The sequence below is a fragment of the Actinomadura parmotrematis genome (assembly GCF_019458805.1).
Lineage (GTDB): Bacteria > Actinomycetota > Actinomycetes > Streptosporangiales > Streptosporangiaceae > Spirillospora > Spirillospora parmotrematis.
The window spans coordinates 17,034-36,408 of the sequence record NZ_JAIBOA010000007.1 but is presented as its reverse complement, the minus strand read 5'-3'; the positions used below and the strand labels follow the sequence as shown (position 1 = coordinate 36,408).

Sequence of the window (19,375 nt, the reverse complement as noted above, 5' to 3'; positions counted from 1 at the left end):
CGCGGCGGGAGCCTGCGGGGTTGCGCGCCGTGGGCGCCTTTCTCAAGCCGGTCCCAGCCCGGTCTCAGGCCAGTTCCTCGATGAACGCCGCGAGCTGGGCGAGGTTGCGGCACTCGTACATGTCGACGATCTCGCCGTAGCGGGACGCCGCCGAGTCGCCGGTGTCCCAGTAGCGGCGCTGCTCGGGGTTCAGCCAGTAGGCGTGCCGCGCCCGGCCCGCCAGCTCGCGCAGGACCGGCAGGGACAGCTCGCCGTAGTTGGAGCGGGCGTCCCCGAGGATCAGCAGCGCCGTCTTCGAGGTGACGGCGTCGCCGTACCGCTCGGCGAACATCTTGACGGCGTTGCCGTAGTTGGACCGGCCGGTGATCCAGACGAGGTTCGCCTCGCTCGCCATCCGCGTCATCGCGTCGGCGACGTCCACGCCCGGCTCGAAGAACTTGGTGATCTCGTCGGTGCCGTCGATGAAGGCGAACGCGCGGACCTTGCTGAACTGCTCGCGCAGCGCGAACGTCAGCAGCAGCGTGAAGTGCGCGAACGCGGTCACCGAGTCGCTGGCGTCGCAGAGCACGACCAGCTCGGGCCGGTGCGGGCGGCGCGGCCGGTGCACGGTGGCGAGCGGGACGCCGCCGCTGCCGAGCGAGGCGCGGACGGTGCGGCGGAAGTCCAGCCGGCCGCGCCGCCCGGCGCGCTGCTTCTGCGCCAGCCGGGTCGCGAGGCGCCGCGCGAGCGGGTACACCTCGCGGCGCAGCGCGGTGAGGTCGGCGCGGCTCGCGCGGCTGAAATCGAGCTGCTCCAGCGGCGGCCGCACCGACAGCCGGGCGGTGCGCTCGACGCCGGTGTCCTCGGCGATGCGGCGCCGCACCTCGGTCGCGACCATCTCCTCGAACCGGTCGATGCGGTCGCGGAAGGTGCGGCGCGCGACCCGCTCGGCCATCCCGCCGCGCTCCTGCCCGTCCAGCACGGCGGCGAGGAGCCCGGCCATCAGCGTCTCGGGCGACAGCGCCCGCAGCACCCCCGAGGAGAACCAGGACGCCTGGCCGGGCGCCTGCCCGAACGCCGCGACGGCCTCGCGGGCGAACTGGCGGAGCGCCGCCTCGTCCCCGGCGGCGATCAGGTCGGCCAGCTCCCGGCGCCGCTCCTGGACGACCGGGTCGAGCGGCGGCGGGACGGGGCGGCCCCCGGCGTCCAGGGTGCGGCCCGGCCGGTCGGCGGCGTGCGCGGCGCCGTCGCCGAGGGCGGCGGGGAACCACAGGTCGAACAGCGTGTCGAAGGTGGCCCGGTGGGCGGGGCGCTTGACCAGCGTCGCGGCGTAGGCGGCGCGCAGCGACGCGCGATCCAGCAGGTCGATGGCCTGCATCGCGCGCACCGCGTCCAGGCCCTCGGCGAGCGACACCGGCAGGCCCGCCTCGCGGAGGGCGCCGACGAACCCGGTGTGCCGGTCGACCAGGGACCCCACCGGCTCAGCCCTTCAGCCCGAGTTCCCGGGCGGCCCGGCGCTGGTCGGAGACGTGCTTGAGGACGACGCCGAGGGTGCGGGCGACGGCCGCCTCGTCCAGCTCGTCGAGGCCGAGGGCGAGCAGGGTCCGCGCCCAGTCGACGGTCTCGGCGATCGACGGCGCCTTCTTGACCTCCAGGCCGCGCAGCGTCCCGACGGTCCGCACGAGCTGCTCGGCGAGCGCGGCCTCGATGCCGGGGACCTGGGCGAGGACGATGTCGCGCTCGCGGTCCGCGTCCGGGTAGTCCATGTGCAGGTACAGGCAGCGGCGCTTCAGCGCCTCCGACAGCTCCCGCGCCGCGTTCGAGGTGATCACCACCAGGGGGCGGCGGACGGCGGTGACGGTGCCGAGCTCGGGGATCGTCACCTGGAAGTCCGACAGCACCTCCAGCAGCAGGCCCTCGACCTCGACGTCGGCCTTGTCGGCCTCGTCGATCAGCAGGACGGTCGGGTGCTCGCGGCGGATCGCGGCGAGCAACGGCCGCTCCAGCAGGAACTCCTCGCCGAAGATGTCGTCGTGGGTGTCCTGCCAGCCGCGGTCGGCGGGCGCGGCCTGGATCGCCAGGAGCTGCTTCTTGTAGTTGAACTCGTAGAGGGCGCGGGCCTCGTCCAGGCCCTCGTAGCACTGCAGGCGGATCAGCTCGGAGCCGGTGGCGGCGGCGACGGCCTTGGCCAGCTCGGTCTTGCCGACGCCGGCCGGGCCCTCCACCAGCAGCGGCTTGCCGAGCGCCTGGGCGAGGAACACCGTCGTCGCGATCGCGTCGTCGGTGAGGTAGCCGCCGGCGGCGAGGCGCGCGGCGACGTCGGCGGGCGAGGCGAACTCCGCCGCCGGGGCGTCCGCGCTCACTGCGCGGCCTTCGCGGTGGGGGTGGCCTTGGCGGTGGACTTCGGGGCGCCCTTGCCCTTGGACTTGGTGTAGGTCTGGCCGGTCCCGGCGAACAGCAGCTTGGTCCCGCCGTCGGTGAGCGTCACGCCCCAGTACGACGCCTTCTGCGGGTCGCCGCCCTCCCAGGAGAAGCGGTACTTGTCCTTGCCGTCGGGGATCGCGGTGCCCTTCCAGTACTCCTTGCCGCGCAGCACCCACACGCCGGTGCCGTTCGCGGCGAACTGGAAGTAGTCCTTCTGCGCGCCGACCCAGCGGCCGACGAGCGGCTTGACGTCGGCGGCCCGCACCGTGGGCAGCGGCGCGAGGGTGGTCGGCGGCGGAGGCGGCAGCGTCGCGTCCTTCTTCTCGCCCCCGCCGCAGGCGGTCAGCGCGAGGGCGGCGCCGAGCACCGCGCAGGCGAGGGATGCGGTCGAGCGGACCCGCATGTTCACGGGTGACCTCCGGGGATTCTGGGCGGGGACGGGCGGAGCGGGACGCGGCGGGGCGGGGTCGGGCGCCGATCGGTACCGTATCCGGCCCGGGATGGAACTTGCGAGGTACGGGGTGTTTGGTCCCGCAGGATGATGCCAGGTCCCGGTCCGCCGACCTATAACCGGAACATGACGACTCACCGGCTGCCGCACGACGAGCTCGGCGCGGCTCTGCGGGCCCCCATGGCCGCCCGCCGCGAACTGGGGCCCGACTACGACGAGGCGTTCGCCCAGTCGATCGTCGAGCGCCTCGAGGAGGCGCTCGACGCCCGCACGGCCCCCGCCCCCCGCCGCGCGGTGCGCGCCGCGCCGGCCGACCGCCCGCCGCGCGACTTCAGCATCGCCGTCGTGGTGATCACGCTGGCCGCCGCGATCCCGCTGAGCGCGATCGGCGCCACCCAGGCGGGCATGGGCGGGCTGCTCACGGTCTGGCTGGCGATCGTGGCGATCAACCTCGGCTACCAGTTCCGGCCCCGCTCCTGAGCCCGGTCCCGCCGCGGCGGGACCGGACCCGGGACGCGGACGCTACCTCTTCACCGGCTCGGGGTCGCGCGGCAGCCCGAGCAGCCGCTCGCCGATGATGTTGAGCTGCACCTCGGTGGTGCCGCCGTAGATCGTCATGGCCCGGCTGAACAGCATGGCGCGCGCCACGATGCCGCTCTCGGCCAGCGGGACCTCGGTGGCCGCGGCCTCGCCCTGCGCCGCCCAGCAGTGGTCGGCGACGTCCTGGTTGAACTGCACGCCGAGCAGCTTGCGGACGCTGGCCTCGGCGCCCGGCTCCACCCCGTTCAGCTGCTTCAGGGTGGTGCGGAGGCCGAGCAGGTCGATGGACTGGCCCTGCGCGACGAGCCGGCCGACCTCGGCGGCCGCGACCGGCCCGAGCTCACGGCCGGCGAAGAACTTCAGCAGCTCGGGCACGCCCATGCCCATGCCGCCGCCGGTCGACAGCGACACCCGCTCGTTGGACAGGGTGTTGCGGGCGACCTGCCAGCCCTTGTTCACCTCGCCGACGACGCAGTCGTCGGGCACGAACACGCCGTCGAGGAACACCTCGTTGAAGATGGCCTCGCCGGTGAGCTCCTTCAGCGGCCGCACGTCCACGCCCTCGGACTTCATGTCCACGAGGAAGTAGGTGATGCCGTCGTGCTTGGCCGCCGACGGGTCGGTGCGGGCGATGCAGAAGCCCCACTGGGCGAACTGCGCGACCGAGGTCCAGATCTTCTGGCCGGTGAGCTTCCAGCCGCCCTCGACCCGCTCGGCCTTCATCGACAGGGAGGCGAGGTCGGAGCCCGCGCCGGGCTCGGAGAACAGCTGGCACCACACGATCTGGCCGCGCAGCGTCGGGCGCAGGAAGCGCTCCTTCTGCTCCTCGGACCCGTAGCGGACCAGGGACGGCACCAGCCAGGCGCCGATCACCAGGTTGGGCGCCTTGACCTTGGCGGCCTTCAGCTCCTGCTGGATCAGGATCTGCTCGACCGGGCCCGCGCCGCGCCCCCAGGGCTTCGGGAAGTGCGGGACGGTCCAGCCCTCGTCGCCCATTTTGGTGTTGAGCTCGCCCTTGTCGGAGATCGCGGCGAGCTCGGCGATCTCGCCGCGGATCCGCTCGCGCAGCGGCTCGGTGTCGTCGTCGAGCTCCAGCTCGACCTCGCGGCGGCCGCCGGCCAGGGCCTTGTCCGCCACGATCGCGGCCCAGTCCTTGGCCGGGCCGAGCAGGGCCCGCAGGGTGAGCGCGCGGCGCAGGTAGACGTGCGCCTCGTGCTCCCAGGTGAACCCGATGCCGCCGAGGATCTGGATGGCGTCGCGGGCGGTCTGCACGCCGGCGTCGACGGCGATGACGGCCGCGACGGCGGCGGCGAAGCCGGCCTCGGGCGCGCCCTCGTCCAGGGCGCGGGCGGCGTCCCAGGCGGCGGCGCCGGCCTGCTCGGAGGCGATCAGCATCCGGGCGGCCTTGTGCTTGACGCCCTGGAACTGGCCGATCGGGCGGCCGAACTGCTCGCGGACCTTGGCGTACTCGCTCGCCGTCGTGACGAGCCAGCCGGACAGGCCGGCCGCCTCGGCGCCGAACAGCACCGCCGCCAGGTCGCGGACCCGGCCCTCGGTGAGGCCGTCCAGCACCCGGTCGGCCTGGACGGCGACGCCGTCGGCCTCGACGCGGGCGACGCGCCGGACCCGGTCCAGGCTGTCGACCGGGGTGACGGTGACGTCGCCGGCGTCCACCACGACCCACTCGGTGGCGTCGCCGACCGCGACCGGCAGAACCAGCACGTCGGCGAGCGCGGCGCCGAGGACGGTCGCGGCGGTGCCGCTCACCACCAGCGCGCCGCCGTCGCGGCTGCCGGTGAGGCCGCCGGTCAGGGCGAGGGCGGCGGTGGTGCTGCCGTCGGCGAGGCCGGGCAGCAGCGCGGCGCGGGCCTTGCCGGCGCCGGACGCGTCGATCGCGGCGCTGGCGAGGACGGTCGGCAGGAACGGGCCGGGCGCGGCGGCGCGGCCGAGCGCCTCGACCGCGACGGCCAGCTCCAGCAGCCCGTAGCCGGCGCCGCCGAGGTCCTCGGCGAGGTGCAGGCCGAGCAGGCCCTGCTCGGCGAGGCCGGTCCAGAACGCCGGGCGCTCCTCGGCGCCGGCCTCCAGGGCGGCCCTCACGACCGACACGGGGATGTTGCGCTCGGCGAACCCGCGTACCGAATCGGCGAGTGCCTCATGCTCTTCGGTGAGCCCGATGGCCATGCGTCACCTTCTCTCGAACCGCTGTTGGACGCGATTCTAGAACAGCATTCTGATTTACCGCTGCAGTGACCCCGGTCTCAGTCCCGGCGCTCGCCGGTCGCGGCGCGCTCACCTGCGGACTCGTCCTCGCCGGCGGCCGGAACGGGCACGCGCGCCGGGTTCTTGGACGACGCCAGGCTGGCCGCGGTGGTGGCGACCAGGGTGCCGGCGATGACCGCGAGCGACAGCCAGGTCGAGATGTCGGGGGCCCAGTGCGCGCCGTACTCGTGCAGCGCGTGGAAGATCAGCTTGACGCCGATGAAGCCGAGGATGAACGCCAGGCCGTGGCCGAGGTAGACCAGCCGGTCGGTGAGCCCGTCGAGCAGGAAGTAGAGCTGGACGAGGCCCATCAGCGCGAAGGCGTTGGCGGTGAACACCAGGTAGGGCTCGGTGGTCAGCCCGAAGATCGCCGGGATGGAGTCCAGCGCGAACAGCACGTCGGTGGACCCGATCGCGATCATGACGATGAGCAGCGGGGTGGCGACCAGCTTGCCGCCGCGCCGCACGACGGCCTTGTTGCCCTGGTAGTCCTCGGTGGTCGGGACGGCGCGCTTCACCCAGCGCAGCAGGAAGTTCTCCTTGAACTCCGCGTCCTCGTCGCCGTGGCGGACGAGGCCGATCGCGGTCCAGATGAGGAAGGCGCCGAAGAGGAAGAACACCCAGGTGAAGGTGGACAGGGCGGCGGCGCCGACGGCGATGAAGACGCCGCGCAGCACCAGCGCGATGACGATCCCGGCCATCAGCACGGTGTGCTGGGCGTGCTTGGGCACCGCGAACCGGGCGAGGATCACCATGAAGACGAACAGGTTGTCGACGCTCAGGCTCTTCTCGGTGACGAAGCCGCCGAAGTACTGCGCGGCGTGCGTCCCGTCCCAGAAGATCCAGACGCCCAGCCCGAACGCGACCGCGAGGCCGATGTAGACGGCGGACCAGAACGCGGCCCGGCGGGTGGTGAACTCGCGGGTGTCGTTGCGGTGGATGACCAGCAGGTCGGTGAGGATGACGGCCAGGATCCCGACGATCGTCAGGGCCCAGACCCAGGGGGCGACGTGCACGAGGGTGCCTCCGAGCGCGAAGATGCCTCGGAGGTCTCTCCCGCCCCGCTGCGGGGGCCGGCGCTCCGGGCCGGTGCGGACCGACCGTATTGACGAAGGCGCCGTTGGGGGATACTCCCCTCCATATCCCCTACAACGCGGCGGCGCCCCGGTCCGTTCCCGGCGGGCGGGACTATTTGCGTTCCGTCAGGCCCCGGTAGATCCCGGCGAGCTGATCGACGGCGTCCCGCTCGGTCGGCAGCGTCCCGGCCCGTCGCAGCGCGGCGGCGCCGAGCCGGGCGGCGAGCTCCGGATCGTCCAGGACGCTCGCGACGGCCCGCTCCAGCGCCTCCGCCTCGCCCGGCTCGACGAGCAGCGCGGCGTCCGCGCCGACCATGACCGGGATGCCGCCGACACGGGTCGCCACCAGCGGCCGCCCGGCCCGCAGGATCTCCTGGACGATGAGGGGCTGGCCCTCCCAGACGCTCGGCACCACCGCCACGTCGGCGGCGGCGAGCAGGTCCGGGACGTCCGCGCGGTGGCCGAGCAGCCGGACCGGAAGGTCCTCGGCGCCGATGCGGGCCTCCAGCTCGGGGCGGAGCGGCCCGTCGCCGGCGATCGCGACGAGCGGCTTCGGGGCGCGCCGGTCCCAGCCGGCCGCGGCGTCCAGCAGCGTCGGCAGGCCCTTCTGGTCGGCGAGCCGGCCCACGGTGACGATCAGCGGCCGCTCCCCCGCGCCGAGGGCGGCGCGCACGCGGTCGCGGGCGGCCGGGTCCGGTGGGGCGTCCGGGGCGGGCGAGGGCACCAGCGCGAGGCCGACGCGGCGGGCGTGCAGGGCCCGCATCCGCTCCTCCAGGTCCGGGGAGACGCCGAGGACCATCGCGGCGCCGCGCGCCACGACCCGCTCCAGCGCCCCGTAGACGGCGGCGGTGCGGCCCCCGGCGAGCACGGCGTTGTGCAGCGTGACCACGACGGGGGCTCCTCCGCGCGACAGGCGCAGCGGGCCGGGCGCGACGCGCGCGGTCGCCGCGATCGCGAGGGCGCCCGCGCGCAGGCCGTGGGCGTGCACCACGTCGGCGTCCGCGAGCAGCCGCCGCAGCCGGAGGACGGCGCGGGCGTCCTGCACGGGGCGCGGCCGGTCGGCGACGTCGACCTCGGCGAACCGGACGCCGGGGCCGGTGAAGCCGTAGGACTCCTCGGTCGCGGCCGGGCCGCACACCACGACGCCCGCGCCGCGCTCGGCGAGGCCGGCGGCGACCGCCCGCACGTGGCGGCCGAGGCCGCCGGCGGCGGTGCCGAGCACCAGCGCCACCCGCAGGCCGTCCAGCCGCTCCGGCGCGGCCGGCCTCTTCCCGTCCGGCTCCTGGTCGGGCTTCTTCTCGTCAGGCATTGCGCGTCACCCTCCGGCTGAGGACGGCCCGCAGGTCCCGGCCGTCGATCACGAATGTCACCGCCACGAACACGCCTACCGCGATCACGGCCGCGAAAACCGCGACCGCCACATTGGCCACCTGCGCGCCGATCCCGAACCAGGCCGCGACCGCGTACCCGGCGGCGGCGCCCGCCGCGCCGCCCGCCAGCCCGGCGGCCAGCACGCGGGGCAGGCCGCGGACGGCGGCGCGGCCGCGGGCCCGCACCAGCGTGGCCAGCAGCAGGACGCCGGCGACGGTCATGCCGAGCGCGTTGCCCGCGCCGAGCGCCGCCACGACCCACTTGCGGTCGGCGGCCGCGACGAGCGCCACGTCGGCGGCCATGACCGACAGCCAGCCGGCGATGGTGGCGAGGGCGCCCATCTTGCCGCGCCCGCAGGCGTACAGCACGCGGCCGAGGTGGGCGATGAGGCCGTAGCCGAGCAGGCCGGGCGCGAACGCCAGCACCGCGCGGGCCAGCACCTCCTGCTGGTCGGGGCGGCCGGGGTTGAAGACGGCCGAGGCGGGCAGCGCGACGGCGGCGAGGGCGGCGGCGCCGAGGCACGACACCAGGACCACCGCGCGGGTGGTGGCGGCGGTGATGGCGTCGAAGCGGTCCTGCTCGCCCGCGCTGATGCGCGCCGACAGCATCGGGAAGGCGCTGGTGGCGATCGGCACCGCCAGGATCGCCCAGGGCAGCAGGTAGATCGCCCAGGCGTACTGGTAGTTGGCGAGGGCGCCGCCGGTGCCCGAATAGCTGAGCCGGACCACCAGCAGCGCCGAGAGCTGCTGCGCGACGACGGTGGCGAGGCCCGCGGCGGCGAGGCGCCGCACCCGGCGCGCCACCCCCGGCGGGAAGCGCAGGGTGGGCCGCAGGCCGAGGCGGAGCCGCCAGGCGGCGACGCCGGCGGTCGCGGCGAGGGCGACGCCGCCGAGGGCGGTGCCGATCCCGAGCGTCAGCTCGGCGGGCAGCGGCAGGTGCGCGAGGTCGTTCTCGTAGCCGCGGCCGAGCGGCGCGTACACCAGGTAGGCGGCGATCACCACCAGGCTGGACATCAGCGGCGCGAGGGCGGGCGCGACGAACCGGCGGTGCGACTGCAGCAGCCCGTAGAGCACCACGGCCAGCCCGTACATGACCATCTGCGGGGCCATGATCGCCAGCAGGTCGCCGCCGACCGCGACGATGTCGCCGCGCGCGCAGCCGGCCAGGTCGGGGCCGACCAGCAGCTCCATGATCGGGCGGGCCAGCACCGCCATGAGCAGCGACAGCGGCACCATGGCGAGCACGATCCAGCTCAGCAGCGCCGAGGTGATCTGCCGGACCTGGGCGCGGTCGCCGCGCTCGGCGGGCCCGGCGAGCACCGGCACGACCATGCTGGCGAGCGCGCCGCCCGCGACGATCTCGTAGACGATGCTCGGGAGCTGGGTGGAGGTGAAGTACGCCTGGCTGAGGCAGGAGGTCGTGACGGTCTGGGAGAAGACGAAGGTGCGGGCGAAGCCGGCCAGCCGCGACAGCACGGTGATGACGGCGATGATGACGGCGGCGCCCGCGAGACCGCCGGTGAGGCGGCGGAGGCTGGTGGACACGTGGGTGGCGGGTTCTTCCGGGGGGAGGGAGCGGTCAGGCGACGGGGCCGGCGGCGGGCGCGTCCTCGGGCGCGGCGGTCCCCGGAGCGGCGGGGGCGGCGGGCGCGGCGGCGGGCGCCGGGGCGGCGACCGTGCGGCGGCCGAGCATGTCGATCCGGTTCAGCACCGGGTTGCCCGCGATGACCTTGGTGAAGGACACGAACTCGCTGGCGGCGTTCAGCCCGACGACGCCGGCGAGGGCGGCGAGGCGGGGGCCGCGGCCGAGGCGCCCGGCGGCCAGGCCGAGCAGCGCGCCGAGCGCGTTGGCGCCGGTGTCGCCGAGCATGGCCCGCTCGGCGAGGTCGGTCGGCAGCAGCGCGGCGGCGGCGCCGAGCGGCGCGGCCGCCACCGCGCCGCCGCCGGTGAGGGCGAGCGGCGTCCCGGCGAGCAGGCCGACCTTGACGGCGCGGCCGGGCCGCAGGTCGAACAGGTTCATCAGGTTGGCGCCGCCGGCGATGAGGACGCCGTTCAGCGCGACGTCGAGCGCGCGGCCGGCGCGGGACGGCGCGGGCGAGCCCGCGACGGCCGCGGCGGCGAGGCCGGTCGCGCCGATCCCGAGGATCTTCACGGCGCCGGTGGTGACCTCGCCGCGGGCGAGGGCGCCGAGGTGGCCCTTGAAGCCGCGCGAGCCGGCGGTGCCGATGAGGTCGTCGTAGCCGCCGAGGACGCCGGCCGCACCGCCCGCCAGCAGCGCCGCCGCGCGGTCACGGCCGGCCGGGCCCGGCGCGAGCAGGCCGCCCGCGGCGGCGCCCAGCACGAACGCCGGGCCCTCCAGCAGGGTGACGGGCTCGCCCCGGTGGTTGGTGCGGCCCCACACCTCCGCGCCGGGCCGTCCGGCGAGGCCGGGCGGGCGGGCGGTCAGCGCCGTGTAGGCCGCGCGGGCGGCGAGGGCGCCGAGGGCCGTGCCCGCCAGCAGGCGGACGGCGGTGCCGGTTCCGGCGGCGGTTCCGGCGGCGGAGGTGCGTCGCGTCATCGAGAGTCTCTATCCGTTCTTGCCGGCGGCGGGCGCCGGTGACGGCAGGTAGCCGCTCACGCCGTCGCCGATCCCGTACTGGCCGGCCTTCCCGGCCATCTCGTTCTGCAGCGCCAGGACCGTCACGACCTGGCCGGAGGCGGTGTCCACGGTGTCGACCGAGGAGATGCTCCGCGCCTCGTCGCCGTCGCGCAGGGCGGCGACGAGGCCGCCCTTGGCGGCGGCGGTCTGCGGGCCGCCGAGCACGCTGCCGCGCGCGCCGGCGTCCAGCGCCGACGCCACCGCGAGCAGCGCCTTGTTGTCGGCGTCGCCGCCCTCGGCGGTGTAGGGCGTGGACGGGGCGACCATGATGGCGAGTGTCGCATGCTGGCCGGGCTTGCCGCTGGTGGTCACGTAACCCGCCTGCCGGAATCCGTTGAGGATCGACCCGCCGACGGCGTCCTCGCGGCCGGTGTCGGCGGGCGCCTTGGCGACCAGCGCCGACGCCAGCACCTGCCCCGCCTTGCCGTAGGGCGTGGCGTCGGCGGCGAACTGGACGCCGGCCGGCTTCAGCTGGGCGGCGAGCTCGTCGACGGTGGCGGCCTGGTCGTCGTCGAGGAACTTCTTCTGCAGCGTGACGCGGCCGGTGACGGTCGCGCCGGCCTGCTGCGCCAGCTCGCCGAGGCGCTCGATGCCGTCGTTGCCGGCGCCGGGCGTCTCCACCAGCACGACCGACTGGCCGGCGAGCCGCCCGGTGACGATCTGCGGGCCGAGGATCTGGGCGAACTGCTCCTCGCCCTTGGTCTGCCGGGTGAGCTGGGCCTGCTCCTGGCGGAGCGTCTCGTTGCGCTTGGCGGCCGCGGTCGCCTCCCGCTTCAGGCCCGAGGTGACCGAGTCCGACAGCGTGGTGGAGCCGAGGATGATGCCGAGCGCCAGCGCCAGGAAGATCGCGACGATGGAGACGAGGTGGTAACGGAAATCGATCACGTGAACAGTCCGGTCAGCCAGAAGAGGAAGGCGTGCCAGCGGTCGGCCAGCAGGGGGCGGATGACGTCCCCGGCCGGCGACATGAACACGGCCGTGGTCATGGCGATGAACGCGCCGATCACCAGGAACAGCAGCGACCAGGTGGAGATGCGGCTGCGGTACAGCCGGGAGACGCCCTTGGCGTCGACCAGCTTGCTGCCGACGCGGAGCCGGGTGAGGAACGTGCTGGCCATGCCGGCGCGGCCCTTGTCCAGGAACTCCACCATGTTGGCGTGGGTGCCGACCGCGACGATGAGCGAGGCGCCCTTGTCGTCGGCGAGGAGCATCGCGATGTCCTCGCTGGTGGCGGTGGCGGGGAAGGTGACGGCCTCGCGGCCGAGCTCGTGCACCCGCTTCAGGCCGGGCGCGCGCCCGTCCCGGTAGGCGTGCACGACGATCTCGGCGCCGCTGGTGAGGGCGGCGTCGGAGACCGAGTCCATGTCCCCGACGATCATGTCGGGGCGGTAGCCGGCCTCCAGCAGCGCGTCGGCGCCGCCGTCCACGCCGATGAGGACCGGCCGGTACTCGCGGATGTAGGGGCGCAGCGCCGCGATGTCCTCGCGGTAGTGGTAGCCGCGCACCACGATCAGCGCGTGCCGGCCGGCGATCTCGGTGGCCACGTCGGGGACGCCGACGCCGTCGATGAGCAGGTCGCGCTCGCGCTTGACGTACTCCATCGTGTTGGCGACGAACGCCTCCAGCTGGTGGGCGAGGCCCGCCTTGGCGGCGGTGATCGCCTCCTGCACCGATGCCGCGGTCTGCGCGGTGCCCTTGGCGACGACGTCCTCGCCCTTGTGGACGCTGGAGCCCTCGACGCGGACCTGGTCGCCCTCGCTCACCCGGGTGAAGATCTCGGGGCCGACGTCGTCGAGCAGCGGGATGCCGGCCTCGACGAGGATCTGCGGCCCGAGGTTGGGGTAGCGGCCCGAGATGCTGGGCGCGACGTTGACGACGGCGCCGACCTGGCAGGACACCAGCGCCTCGGCGCTCACCCGGTCCAGGTCGACGTGGTCGATGACGGCGACCTCGCCGGGCTGGAGCCGCTTGGTGAGGTCCTTGGTGCGGCGGTCCAGCCGGACGGTCGCGGTGACCCCGGCGCGGCCGTCGTCACGACCGCGGCCGAGCGGGAGGCCGCGGCGCGGCCGCCGGGCCGGCCTGGCCGGCTCGTCCGGCCGCCGGGCGCGGCTCTCGGTGATCGGAGAAGGGTCGTTCATCGGCTGCCATCCTGCCAGAGCGCGCGGGCCCGCACCCGCACCGTCCACGTGCGGGGCGTGTCCGTTCGCGTACCGTCTGTCGTTTTACCGGGGGGTGGCGGATCGGTGGCGCGCCACCTGCCCGGTCATGGCTCGCGGGCGGCGAGGTCGAGCAGCTCCTCGGCGTGGGCGCGGCCGAGCTCGGAGTCCTCCAGGCCCGCCAGCATCCGCGACAGCTCGCGGACGCGGCCCTCGCGGTCCAGGGCGGTGACGCCGCTGCTGGTGACGGTGCCGTCGTGGGACTTCTCCACCAGCAGGTGCTGGTCGGCGAACGCGGCGACCTGCGGCAGGTGGGTGACGACGATGACCTGGGCGTTGCGCGACAGGCGGGCCAGGCGGCGGCCGATCTCGACGGCGGCCTTGCCGCCGACGCCGGCGTCGACCTCGTCGAACACGAACGTGGGGACGGGGTCGGCGCCCGCGAACACCACCTCGATGGCGAGCATGACGCGCGACAGCTCGCCGCCGGAGGCGCCCTTGTGCAGCGGCAGCGGGGTCGCGCCGGGGTGCGGGGCGAGGCGGACCTCGACCTCGTCGGCGCCCTGCGGCCCGTACTCCTCGGTCGGGGTGACGCTGACGACGACGCGGGCGTGCGGCATGGCGAGCGCCGCCAGCTCCTCGGTGACGGCGCCGGAGAACCGCTCGGCGGCGCCCTGGCGGACGGCGGTCAGCTCGGCGGCCTCGGCGTGCAGGTGCCCGGTCAGCTCCTCGAACTCGGCGCGCAGCTCGTCGATGCGGTCGTCGTCGCCCTCCAGCTCGGCGAGGCGGGACGCGGAGGCGCGGGCCCACTCCAGGACCTCCTCCACCGACTCGCCGTGCTTGCGGACGAGGGAGGTGACCTCGGCGCGGCGCTCCTGCACGACGGCGAGGCGGCCGGGGTCGGCGTCGACCGACTCGGCGTAGGCGGCGAGGTCGGTGCCGACGTCGGAGACCAGGTAGCCGGCCTCGGCGAGGCGGTCGGCGAGCGCGGCGAGCTCGGGGTCGTGGTCGCGGACGGCGTCCAGGGCGTTGCGGGCGGCGCCGAGCAGCCCGACGACGTTGGCGGCCTCGAACGCGGCGGCGGGGTCGCCGAGCAGCGCCTCGTGGGCGGTGTCGGCGGCGCCGCGCAGCGCGTCGGCGTGGCCGAGGCGCTCCTCCTCGGCGGCCAGGTCGACGTCCTCGCCGGGCTTGGGGTCGATCTTCTCGATCTCGGTGAGGGAGAACCGCAGCAGGTCGGCCTCGGCGCGGCGCTCGGCGGCGCGGGTGGTGAGCTCCTCCAGCAGCGCGGCGACCTGCCGGTGCCGCTGGTAGGCCTTGGTGTAGGCGCGCATCGGCTTGGTGAGCGCGGACCCGGCGTAGCGGTCGAGGGCGCCGCGCTGGCGGCCGGCCTGCAGCAGCCGCTGCTGGTCGGACTGGCCGTGCACGGCGACCAGATCGTCGGCGAGGCCGATGAGCAGGCTGACGGGGACCGAGCGGCCGCCGAGGTAGGCGCGCGAGCGGCCCTCGGCCGACACCGACCGGGTGACGATCAGCGCGCCGTCGTCGAGCTCGCCGCCGGCCTCCTCGACGCGCTCCAGCACCCGCCCGGCGGGGTCGACGACGATGCGCCCCTCGACGGTGGCGCGGTCGGCGCCGGGCCGGACCCGCTGCGGGTCGGCGCGGCCGCCGAACAGCAGGCCGAGGCTCGTCACCACCATCGTCTTGCCGGCCCCGGTCTCGCCGGTGACCACGTTGAACCCAGGGGACAGATCGAGCACGGCCTCGTCGATCACCCCGAGGCCCTGGATCCGCACCTCATCGACCATCGGACGCACCAGCGTCACAACCCCTCGCAAGAACAGTCCCGGTTTCGGCGCCTGTGGAGATTATCCCCTCCCGGGCGCGTCCGGTTCCTCCTGGCGCGCCCGGGAACGTCCGCGCCAGCCGGTGACCGGCAGGCCGAACTTGGTGACCAGCCGGTCGGTGAACGGGGTGAGGTGCAGGCGGGCGAGCTTCACCGGCCGGTGGCCGCGGCGCACCTCGACCCGGGCGCCGGGCGGCAGGTCCAGGGTGCGGCGTCCGTCACACCACACGACCGCGCGCGGGGTGCCCGGCATCACCTCGATCGCGACGAGGCTGTCGGGCGAGACCACCAGCGGGCGGGCGAACAGCGCGTGCGCGCTGATCGGCACGACCAGCATCGCCTCGACCTCGGGCCACACCACCGGGCCGCCCGCCGAGAAGGCGTAGGCGGTGGAGCCGGTCGGGGTGGCGCAGACGACGCCGTCGCAGCCCCAGTTGGACAGCGGCCGGCCGTCGATCTCGGCGACGACCTCCAGCATCCGCTCGCGCTCGGACTTCTCCACGGTCGACTCGTTCAGCGCCCAGCCGGTGCCGATGACCTCGCCGTTGCGGCGGACGGTGATGTCGATCGTCATCCGCTCCTCGACGTCGTAGTCGCGGCTGACGACGCGCTCGACGGTCGCGGCGAGGTCCTCGCGCTCGGCCTCGGCGAGGAACCCCACGTGCCCGAGGTTCACGCCGAGCAGCGGGGCGCCGGCGGGGCGGGCGAGGTCGGCGGCGCGCAGCAGCGTGCCGTCGCCGCCGAGGACCATGACGACCTCGGCGCCCTCGGCGATGCCGTCGCCGCACTCCATCACCTGCACGCCGGTGCAGCCGATGTCCTTGGCCTCGTCGGCCAGGACCCGGACCGCGATGCCGGCGGCGGTGAGCTTCTCGATGACCAGCTGGGCGCTGCGGACGGCGTCCGCGCGCCCGGTGTGCACGACCACCAGCACTGTTCTCGCGTCGTTCACTGCGGCCCTTCCGTGATGGCCTCGGCCAGCTCGTCCTCGTCCAGCGGCGGCGCGCCTGCGCGCAGCCACAGGAAGTACTCCACGTTGCCCGACGGGCCCGGCAGCGGGCTGGCGGTGACGCCGTTCACCCCGAGGCCGAGGGTCGCGGCGTGCGCGGCGACGTCGCGGACGGCGGCGGCGCGCAGCAGCGGGTCGCGCACGACGCCGCCGGCGCCGACGCGGTCCTTGCCGACCTCGAACTGGGGCTTCACCATCATGGCGTAGTCGGCGGCGGGCGCCACGCACCGCCGGATCGGGGCGAGCACGAGTCGCAGCGAGATGAACGACAGGTCGCCGACGACCAGGTCGGGCGCGGGCTCGCCGAGGTCGGCGGGGGCCAGCTCGCGGATGTTGAGGCGCTCGCGGACGGTGACGCGGTCGTCGGTGCGCAGCGACCAGGCGATCTGCCCGTAGCCGACGTCGACGGCGTACACGTGCGCGGCGCCGTTGCGCAGCAGCACGTCGGTGAACCCGCCGGTGGAGGCGCCGGCGTCCAGGCAGACCCGCCCGGCGACCGTCAGGCCGGGGAACGCCGCGAGCGCGCCGGCGAGCTTGTGGCCGCCGCGCGAGACGTACTCGGGGCCGCTCTCCTCGGCCTCGACGAGGACGGCGGCGCCGGTGTCGACCTGGGTGGCGGCCTTGCCGGCGGTCTGGCCGCCGACCTTGACGCGGCCGGCGTCGATGAGCTGGGTGGCGTGCTCGCGCGAGCGGGCGAGGCCGCGCCGCACCAGCTCGGCGTCCAGGCGGCGGCGGCTCATGCGCCCTCGTAGGTGGGCGCGCCGGGGATGGCGCTCGGCGGCGCGTCGGCCGACACCAGCAGCTCCTGCAGGCGCTGGTGGACGTCCTCGAAGACCTGCACGTGCTCGGCGACCGGGCGTCCGGCCAGCTCGCCGAGGCGGGCCAGCGCGTCGTCGACGCGGGCGTCCCCGGACGCGGCGGGAGCCTCGTCGGCCATCTGTTCACCTCCAAGAACGCCCCGGCCCGCGTGCCGCGGGTCGCTGAGGGCTCGCTCCGAACGCTACCGTCCCTTGCGGACATCGTTGGCGACCGAACGGGGAACGGCCTGACCATGGCGAACGAGGAGGAGTGCCGCGCGGCGCTGGACCGGATCGCGCTGCGGCTCGCGGAGGTGGACGGCGACAAGCTGGCCGAGCACGTGGTGGAGCGGACCGTGAGCTGCCGCGTCCCCGATCTCGGGCTGGCGTTCCGGACGCGGCTGCACGCGGGGGGCCTGGATCCCTTCGAGCCGGCGGACGACCCGAAGTCGGCGCAGGTGCGGCTCACGGTGTCCAGCGACGACCTGGTGGCGCTGGCGGCCGACACGCTGAGCCCGGCGAAGGCGTGGGCGTCGGGCCGCCTGAAAATCGAGGCGAGCATCTTCGACCTGCTGCGCCTCCGCAAGGTCCTCTAGCGGGGGTCGGGGGCGCGGTAGGGGCGGGGCAGGGCGTAGCCCCGGGCGGCGAGGACGGTGCGCAGCCGGTCGGGGTAGTCGGTGATGAGGCCGTCGACACCGTCGTCGATGAGCTTGTTCATGGTGGGCGCGTCGTTCACCGTCCAGGGCACGATCCTCAGGCCGATCCGGTGCGCCTCGGCGACCATGGCGCGCGTCACGTAGGGCCGGTAACCGGGGGCGGGGGCCGCGCCGTCCGGCGGGGCGCCGTGGACGGGCGACACGACGGCGGCGCCGAGGGCGCGGGCGGCCCGCACCGGGTCGCCGCCGAAGTCGTCGATGTCCAGGCCGCCGAGCCAGGGCGAGCGGCCGGGGCGCCCGGACTGCAGGTGGCCGGGGTCGGCGAGAGCGCCGAGGGGCAGCCGTGGCTCGGCCCGGCGCATCAGCCGCAGGGCGCCCCAGTCGAAACTCTGGACGATCACCTGGCGGGCGATGCGGGCGCGCCGGATCTCGCGGGCGGCGACCTGGACGAACCGCTCGCGGGGGGTGGGGCCGCCGGGCTCGGCCTTGAGCTCCACGTTCACCCGGACGCCGGTGGCGCGCGAGCGCCGCACGAGGTCGAAGACCTCGGCGAGCAGCGGCATCCGCGCGCCGGGCGCGGCGCGCTGGCCGGGGAACCTCGGCAGCGTCGCCGACCCGCAGTCCAGGGTGCGGACCTGGGCCAGGGTGAGGGCGTTGACGTACGCGCCGACGTAAGGATAGGCGGGGTCACCGGGCGCGGCGGGCCCGGTGTCGCGGCAGGTGGCGGCGCCGACGCGGCGGTCGTGGGCGACGACGGCCCGCCCGTCGCGGGTGAGCCGCACGTCGAGTTCGAGGGTGCTGACGCCGAGCCGCAGCGCATTGGCGAACGCGGGCAGGGTGTTCTCCACGACGAGCCCGGCCCCGCCCCGGTGGGCCTGCACGTCGAAGGCCGGACCGGCGGCGCGGGCCGTCCCGCCGGGCACGGTCGCGGCGACGAGTGCCGCCGCGACCGTCACCACTGTGGCCATGGTGCTGTAGCGCGTCATGCGCACACCGTGACGACTGCGGGCGGGCGCGCGAGCGCGAACCGGGCAATGCTTTCGTAAAGCCTGGCGGCTCCTTACGGCTGTTCGGGGACGCGGTAGGCGCGGGGCAGCGCGTAGCCGCGCTCGGCGAGCACGGCGCGCAGCCGGTCGGGGTAGTCGGTGATGAGGCCGTCCACGCCGTCGTCGATGAGCTTGTTCATGGTGGGCGCGTCGTCCACCGTCCAGGGGATCACCTTGATGCCGAGCCGGTGCGCCTCGGCGACCATGGCGCGCGTCACGTAGGGCTTGTAGCCGGGGTCGGTGACCTTGCCGTCCTGCGGGAAGCCGTGCACGGGCGAGAAGGCGGACGCGCCGAAGGAGCGGATCGCCTTCAGCGGGTCGCCGCCGAAGTCGTCGATGTCCAGGCCGCCGAGCCAGGGCGAGCGCCCGGCCTGCCCGGTCTGCAGGAAGTCGTAGTTGGTGAGGGCGACCAGGGGCAGCCGGGGCTCCACCTGGCGCATCCGCATCAGGGAGCCCCAGTCGAAGCTCTGGATCGTCACCTGGCGGACGATGCGGGCGCGCCGGATCTCGCGGGCGGTGACCTGGACGAACTGCTCGCGGGGCGCGGTCTCGGCGGGCGCCCCGGCCTCGACCTTGGTCTCCACGTTCAGCTTGACGCCGTTCGCGTGCGCGCGCTTGACCAGGGCGAAGACCTCGCTGAGCAGCGGCATCCGCGCGCCGGGCGCGGCGCGCTGGCCGGGGAACTGCGGCAGCGTCGCCGAGCCGCAGTCCAGGGTGCGGACCTGGGCGAGGGTGAGGGTGTTGACGTACTCGCCGACGTAGGGGTAGGCGGGGTCGCCGGGCGCGGCGGGGCCGGTGTCGCGGCACTTGGCCGCGCTGATCTTGCGGTCGTGGGTGACGACGGCGCGGCCGTCCTTGGTGATCTGCACGTCGAGTTCGAGGGTGCTGACGCCGAGGCGCAGGGCGTTGGCGAACGCCGGCAGGGTGCTCTCCACGACGAGGCCGAGGCCGCCGCGGTGGGCCTGCAGGTCGAAGGCCGGCGGCCGGTGGGCGGGACCGTCGGCGCGGGCGGTGCCGGCGAGCGCGGGCCCGCCCGCCGCGGTGAGGGCGGCCGCGGCGAGCGCGGCGGCCCGCGCCTTCCTGGTGCTCTGGTTCCTCTGGTGTGCCATGCGCCACACCGTCGCGGCCGCG

Annotated in this window: 18 protein-coding genes; 2 read left to right on the top strand and 16 right to left on the bottom strand. The window is 75.2% G+C overall.

Translation table 11 applies throughout. The annotated features are described in order from the left end of the window. Positions 1-64 precede the first annotated feature (64 nt). From K1Y72_RS12475 to K1Y72_RS12465, 3 genes are read right to left on the bottom strand one after another with little or no spacing between them, the layout of a single operon-like run. On the bottom strand, positions 65-1,456 hold the full coding sequence (locus K1Y72_RS12475; RefSeq protein WP_220166255.1) for a vWA domain-containing protein: 1,392 nt from the start codon (positions 1,454-1,456) through the stop codon (positions 65-67). 4 nt (positions 1,457-1,460) lie between these two features. After that, positions 1,461-2,342: an AAA family ATPase gene (locus K1Y72_RS12470; protein WP_220166253.1), complete on the bottom strand. Its 882-nt coding sequence runs from the start codon at positions 2,340-2,342 to the stop codon at positions 1,461-1,463. Then, a complete protein-coding gene (locus K1Y72_RS12465) occupies positions 2,339-2,806 on the bottom strand; it encodes a hypothetical protein (protein WP_220166659.1) in 468 nt (155 codons plus the stop codon). Before K1Y72_RS12465 ends, K1Y72_RS12470 begins: the two co-directional genes overlap by 4 nt. Before the next feature lie 174 nt (positions 2,807-2,980). Here K1Y72_RS12465 and K1Y72_RS12460 point away from each other — a divergent pair, with 174 nt between their 5' ends. Next, complete coding sequence (locus K1Y72_RS12460) at positions 2,981-3,334, top strand: hypothetical protein (protein ID WP_220166250.1); 354 nt, start codon at positions 2,981-2,983, stop codon at positions 3,332-3,334. 42 nt (positions 3,335-3,376) lie between these two features. Here K1Y72_RS12460 and K1Y72_RS12455 read toward each other — a convergent pair whose 3' ends face one another. The 11 genes from K1Y72_RS12455 to K1Y72_RS12405 all read right to left on the bottom strand — a co-directional run bounded on the left by K1Y72_RS12455 (position 3,377) and on the right by K1Y72_RS12405 (position 16,682). Then, entirely contained in the window at positions 3,377-5,575 is a 2,199-nt protein-coding gene (locus K1Y72_RS12455; protein ID WP_220166249.1) for an acyl-CoA dehydrogenase family protein, read from the bottom strand. Between the two features lie 77 nt (positions 5,576-5,652). Further along, entirely contained in the window at positions 5,653-6,669 is a 1,017-nt protein-coding gene (locus K1Y72_RS12450) for a TerC family protein (protein ID WP_220166248.1), read from the bottom strand. A 172-nt stretch (positions 6,670-6,841) separates the two neighbouring features. After that, positions 6,842-7,966 (bottom strand): glycosyltransferase family 4 protein, encoded by a 1,125-nt coding sequence (locus tag K1Y72_RS12445; protein WP_258572370.1) that lies wholly within the window; start codon positions 7,964-7,966, stop codon positions 6,842-6,844. Between the two features lie 64 nt (positions 7,967-8,030). Continuing rightward, positions 8,031-9,644, bottom strand: a complete 1,614-nt coding sequence (gene murJ, locus K1Y72_RS12440; RefSeq protein WP_220166246.1) for a murein biosynthesis integral membrane protein MurJ — start codon at positions 9,642-9,644, stop codon at positions 8,031-8,033. A 34-nt stretch (positions 9,645-9,678) separates the two neighbouring features. Beyond that, a complete protein-coding gene (locus K1Y72_RS12435) occupies positions 9,679-10,656 on the bottom strand; it encodes a hypothetical protein (protein WP_258572349.1) in 978 nt (325 codons plus the stop codon). 9 nt (positions 10,657-10,665) lie between these two features. Beyond that, positions 10,666-11,622, bottom strand: a complete 957-nt coding sequence (locus tag K1Y72_RS12430; RefSeq protein WP_220166245.1) for a copper transporter — start codon at positions 11,620-11,622, stop codon at positions 10,666-10,668. Then, entirely contained in the window at positions 11,619-12,875 is a 1,257-nt protein-coding gene (gene steA / locus K1Y72_RS12425; protein ID WP_220166244.1) for a putative cytokinetic ring protein SteA, read from the bottom strand. The genes K1Y72_RS12430 and steA overlap by 4 nt, the downstream gene beginning before the upstream one ends. Positions 12,876-13,000: 125 nt before the next feature. Then, positions 13,001-14,698, bottom strand: a complete 1,698-nt coding sequence (recN, locus tag K1Y72_RS12420) for a DNA repair protein RecN (protein ID WP_220166243.1) — start codon at positions 14,696-14,698, stop codon at positions 13,001-13,003. Positions 14,699-14,758: 60 nt separating this feature from the next. Then, complete coding sequence (locus K1Y72_RS12415) at positions 14,759-15,688, bottom strand: NAD kinase (RefSeq protein ID WP_220166241.1); 930 nt, start codon at positions 15,686-15,688, stop codon at positions 14,759-14,761. Further along, complete coding sequence (locus K1Y72_RS12410; RefSeq protein ID WP_220166239.1) at positions 15,685-16,485, bottom strand: TlyA family RNA methyltransferase; 801 nt, start codon at positions 16,483-16,485, stop codon at positions 15,685-15,687. The genes K1Y72_RS12415 and K1Y72_RS12410 overlap by 4 nt, the downstream gene beginning before the upstream one ends. After that, the gene (locus tag K1Y72_RS12405) at positions 16,482-16,682 is read right to left on the bottom strand and encodes a hypothetical protein (protein ID WP_220166237.1); all 201 of its coding nucleotides are present in this window, start codon (positions 16,680-16,682) and stop codon (positions 16,482-16,484) included. Before K1Y72_RS12405 ends, K1Y72_RS12410 begins: the two co-directional genes overlap by 4 nt. 114 nt (positions 16,683-16,796) lie before the next feature. On the opposite strand from K1Y72_RS12405, the gene K1Y72_RS12400 reads away from it, so the two are divergent. Further along, complete coding sequence (locus K1Y72_RS12400) at positions 16,797-17,138, top strand: SCP2 sterol-binding domain-containing protein (protein ID WP_220166235.1); 342 nt, start codon at positions 16,797-16,799, stop codon at positions 17,136-17,138. Here K1Y72_RS12400 and K1Y72_RS12395 read toward each other — a convergent pair. After that, on the bottom strand, positions 17,135-18,184 hold the full coding sequence (locus tag K1Y72_RS12395) for a glycerophosphodiester phosphodiesterase family protein (RefSeq protein WP_258572348.1): 1,050 nt from the start codon (positions 18,182-18,184) through the stop codon (positions 17,135-17,137). The genes K1Y72_RS12400 and K1Y72_RS12395 overlap by 4 nt on opposite strands. 74 nt (positions 18,185-18,258) lie before the next feature. Next, complete coding sequence (locus tag K1Y72_RS12390; RefSeq protein WP_220166233.1) at positions 18,259-19,353, bottom strand: glycerophosphodiester phosphodiesterase family protein; 1,095 nt, start codon at positions 19,351-19,353, stop codon at positions 18,259-18,261. Positions 19,354-19,375: the final 22 nt, after the last annotated feature.

Coding starts and splice junctions, on each gene's coding strand:
- K1Y72_RS12400 (WP_220166235.1), top strand. CDS start 16,797: ATGGCGAACGAGGAGGAGTGCCGCGCGGCGCTGGACCGGATCGCGCTG.
- K1Y72_RS12395 (WP_258572348.1), bottom strand. CDS start 18,184: ATGACGCGCTACAGCACCATGGCCACAGTGGTGACGGTCGCGGCGGCA.
- K1Y72_RS12460 (WP_220166250.1), top strand. CDS start 2,981: ATGACGACTCACCGGCTGCCGCACGACGAGCTCGGCGCGGCTCTGCGG.
- K1Y72_RS12405 (WP_220166237.1), bottom strand. CDS start 16,682: ATGGCCGACGAGGCTCCCGCCGCGTCCGGGGACGCCCGCGTCGACGAC.
- K1Y72_RS12465 (WP_220166659.1), bottom strand. CDS start 2,806: ATGCGGGTCCGCTCGACCGCATCCCTCGCCTGCGCGGTGCTCGGCGCC.
- K1Y72_RS12455 (WP_220166249.1), bottom strand. CDS start 5,575: ATGGCCATCGGGCTCACCGAAGAGCATGAGGCACTCGCCGATTCGGTA.
- steA (WP_220166244.1), bottom strand. CDS start 12,875: ATGAACGACCCTTCTCCGATCACCGAGAGCCGCGCCCGGCGGCCGGAC.
- K1Y72_RS12390 (WP_220166233.1), bottom strand. CDS start 19,353: ATGGCACACCAGAGGAACCAGAGCACCAGGAAGGCGCGGGCCGCCGCG.
- recN (WP_220166243.1), bottom strand. CDS start 14,698: ATGGTCGATGAGGTGCGGATCCAGGGCCTCGGGGTGATCGACGAGGCC.
- K1Y72_RS12435 (WP_258572349.1), bottom strand. CDS start 10,656: ATGACGCGACGCACCTCCGCCGCCGGAACCGCCGCCGGAACCGGCACC.
- K1Y72_RS12410 (WP_220166239.1), bottom strand. CDS start 16,485: ATGAGCCGCCGCCGCCTGGACGCCGAGCTGGTGCGGCGCGGCCTCGCC.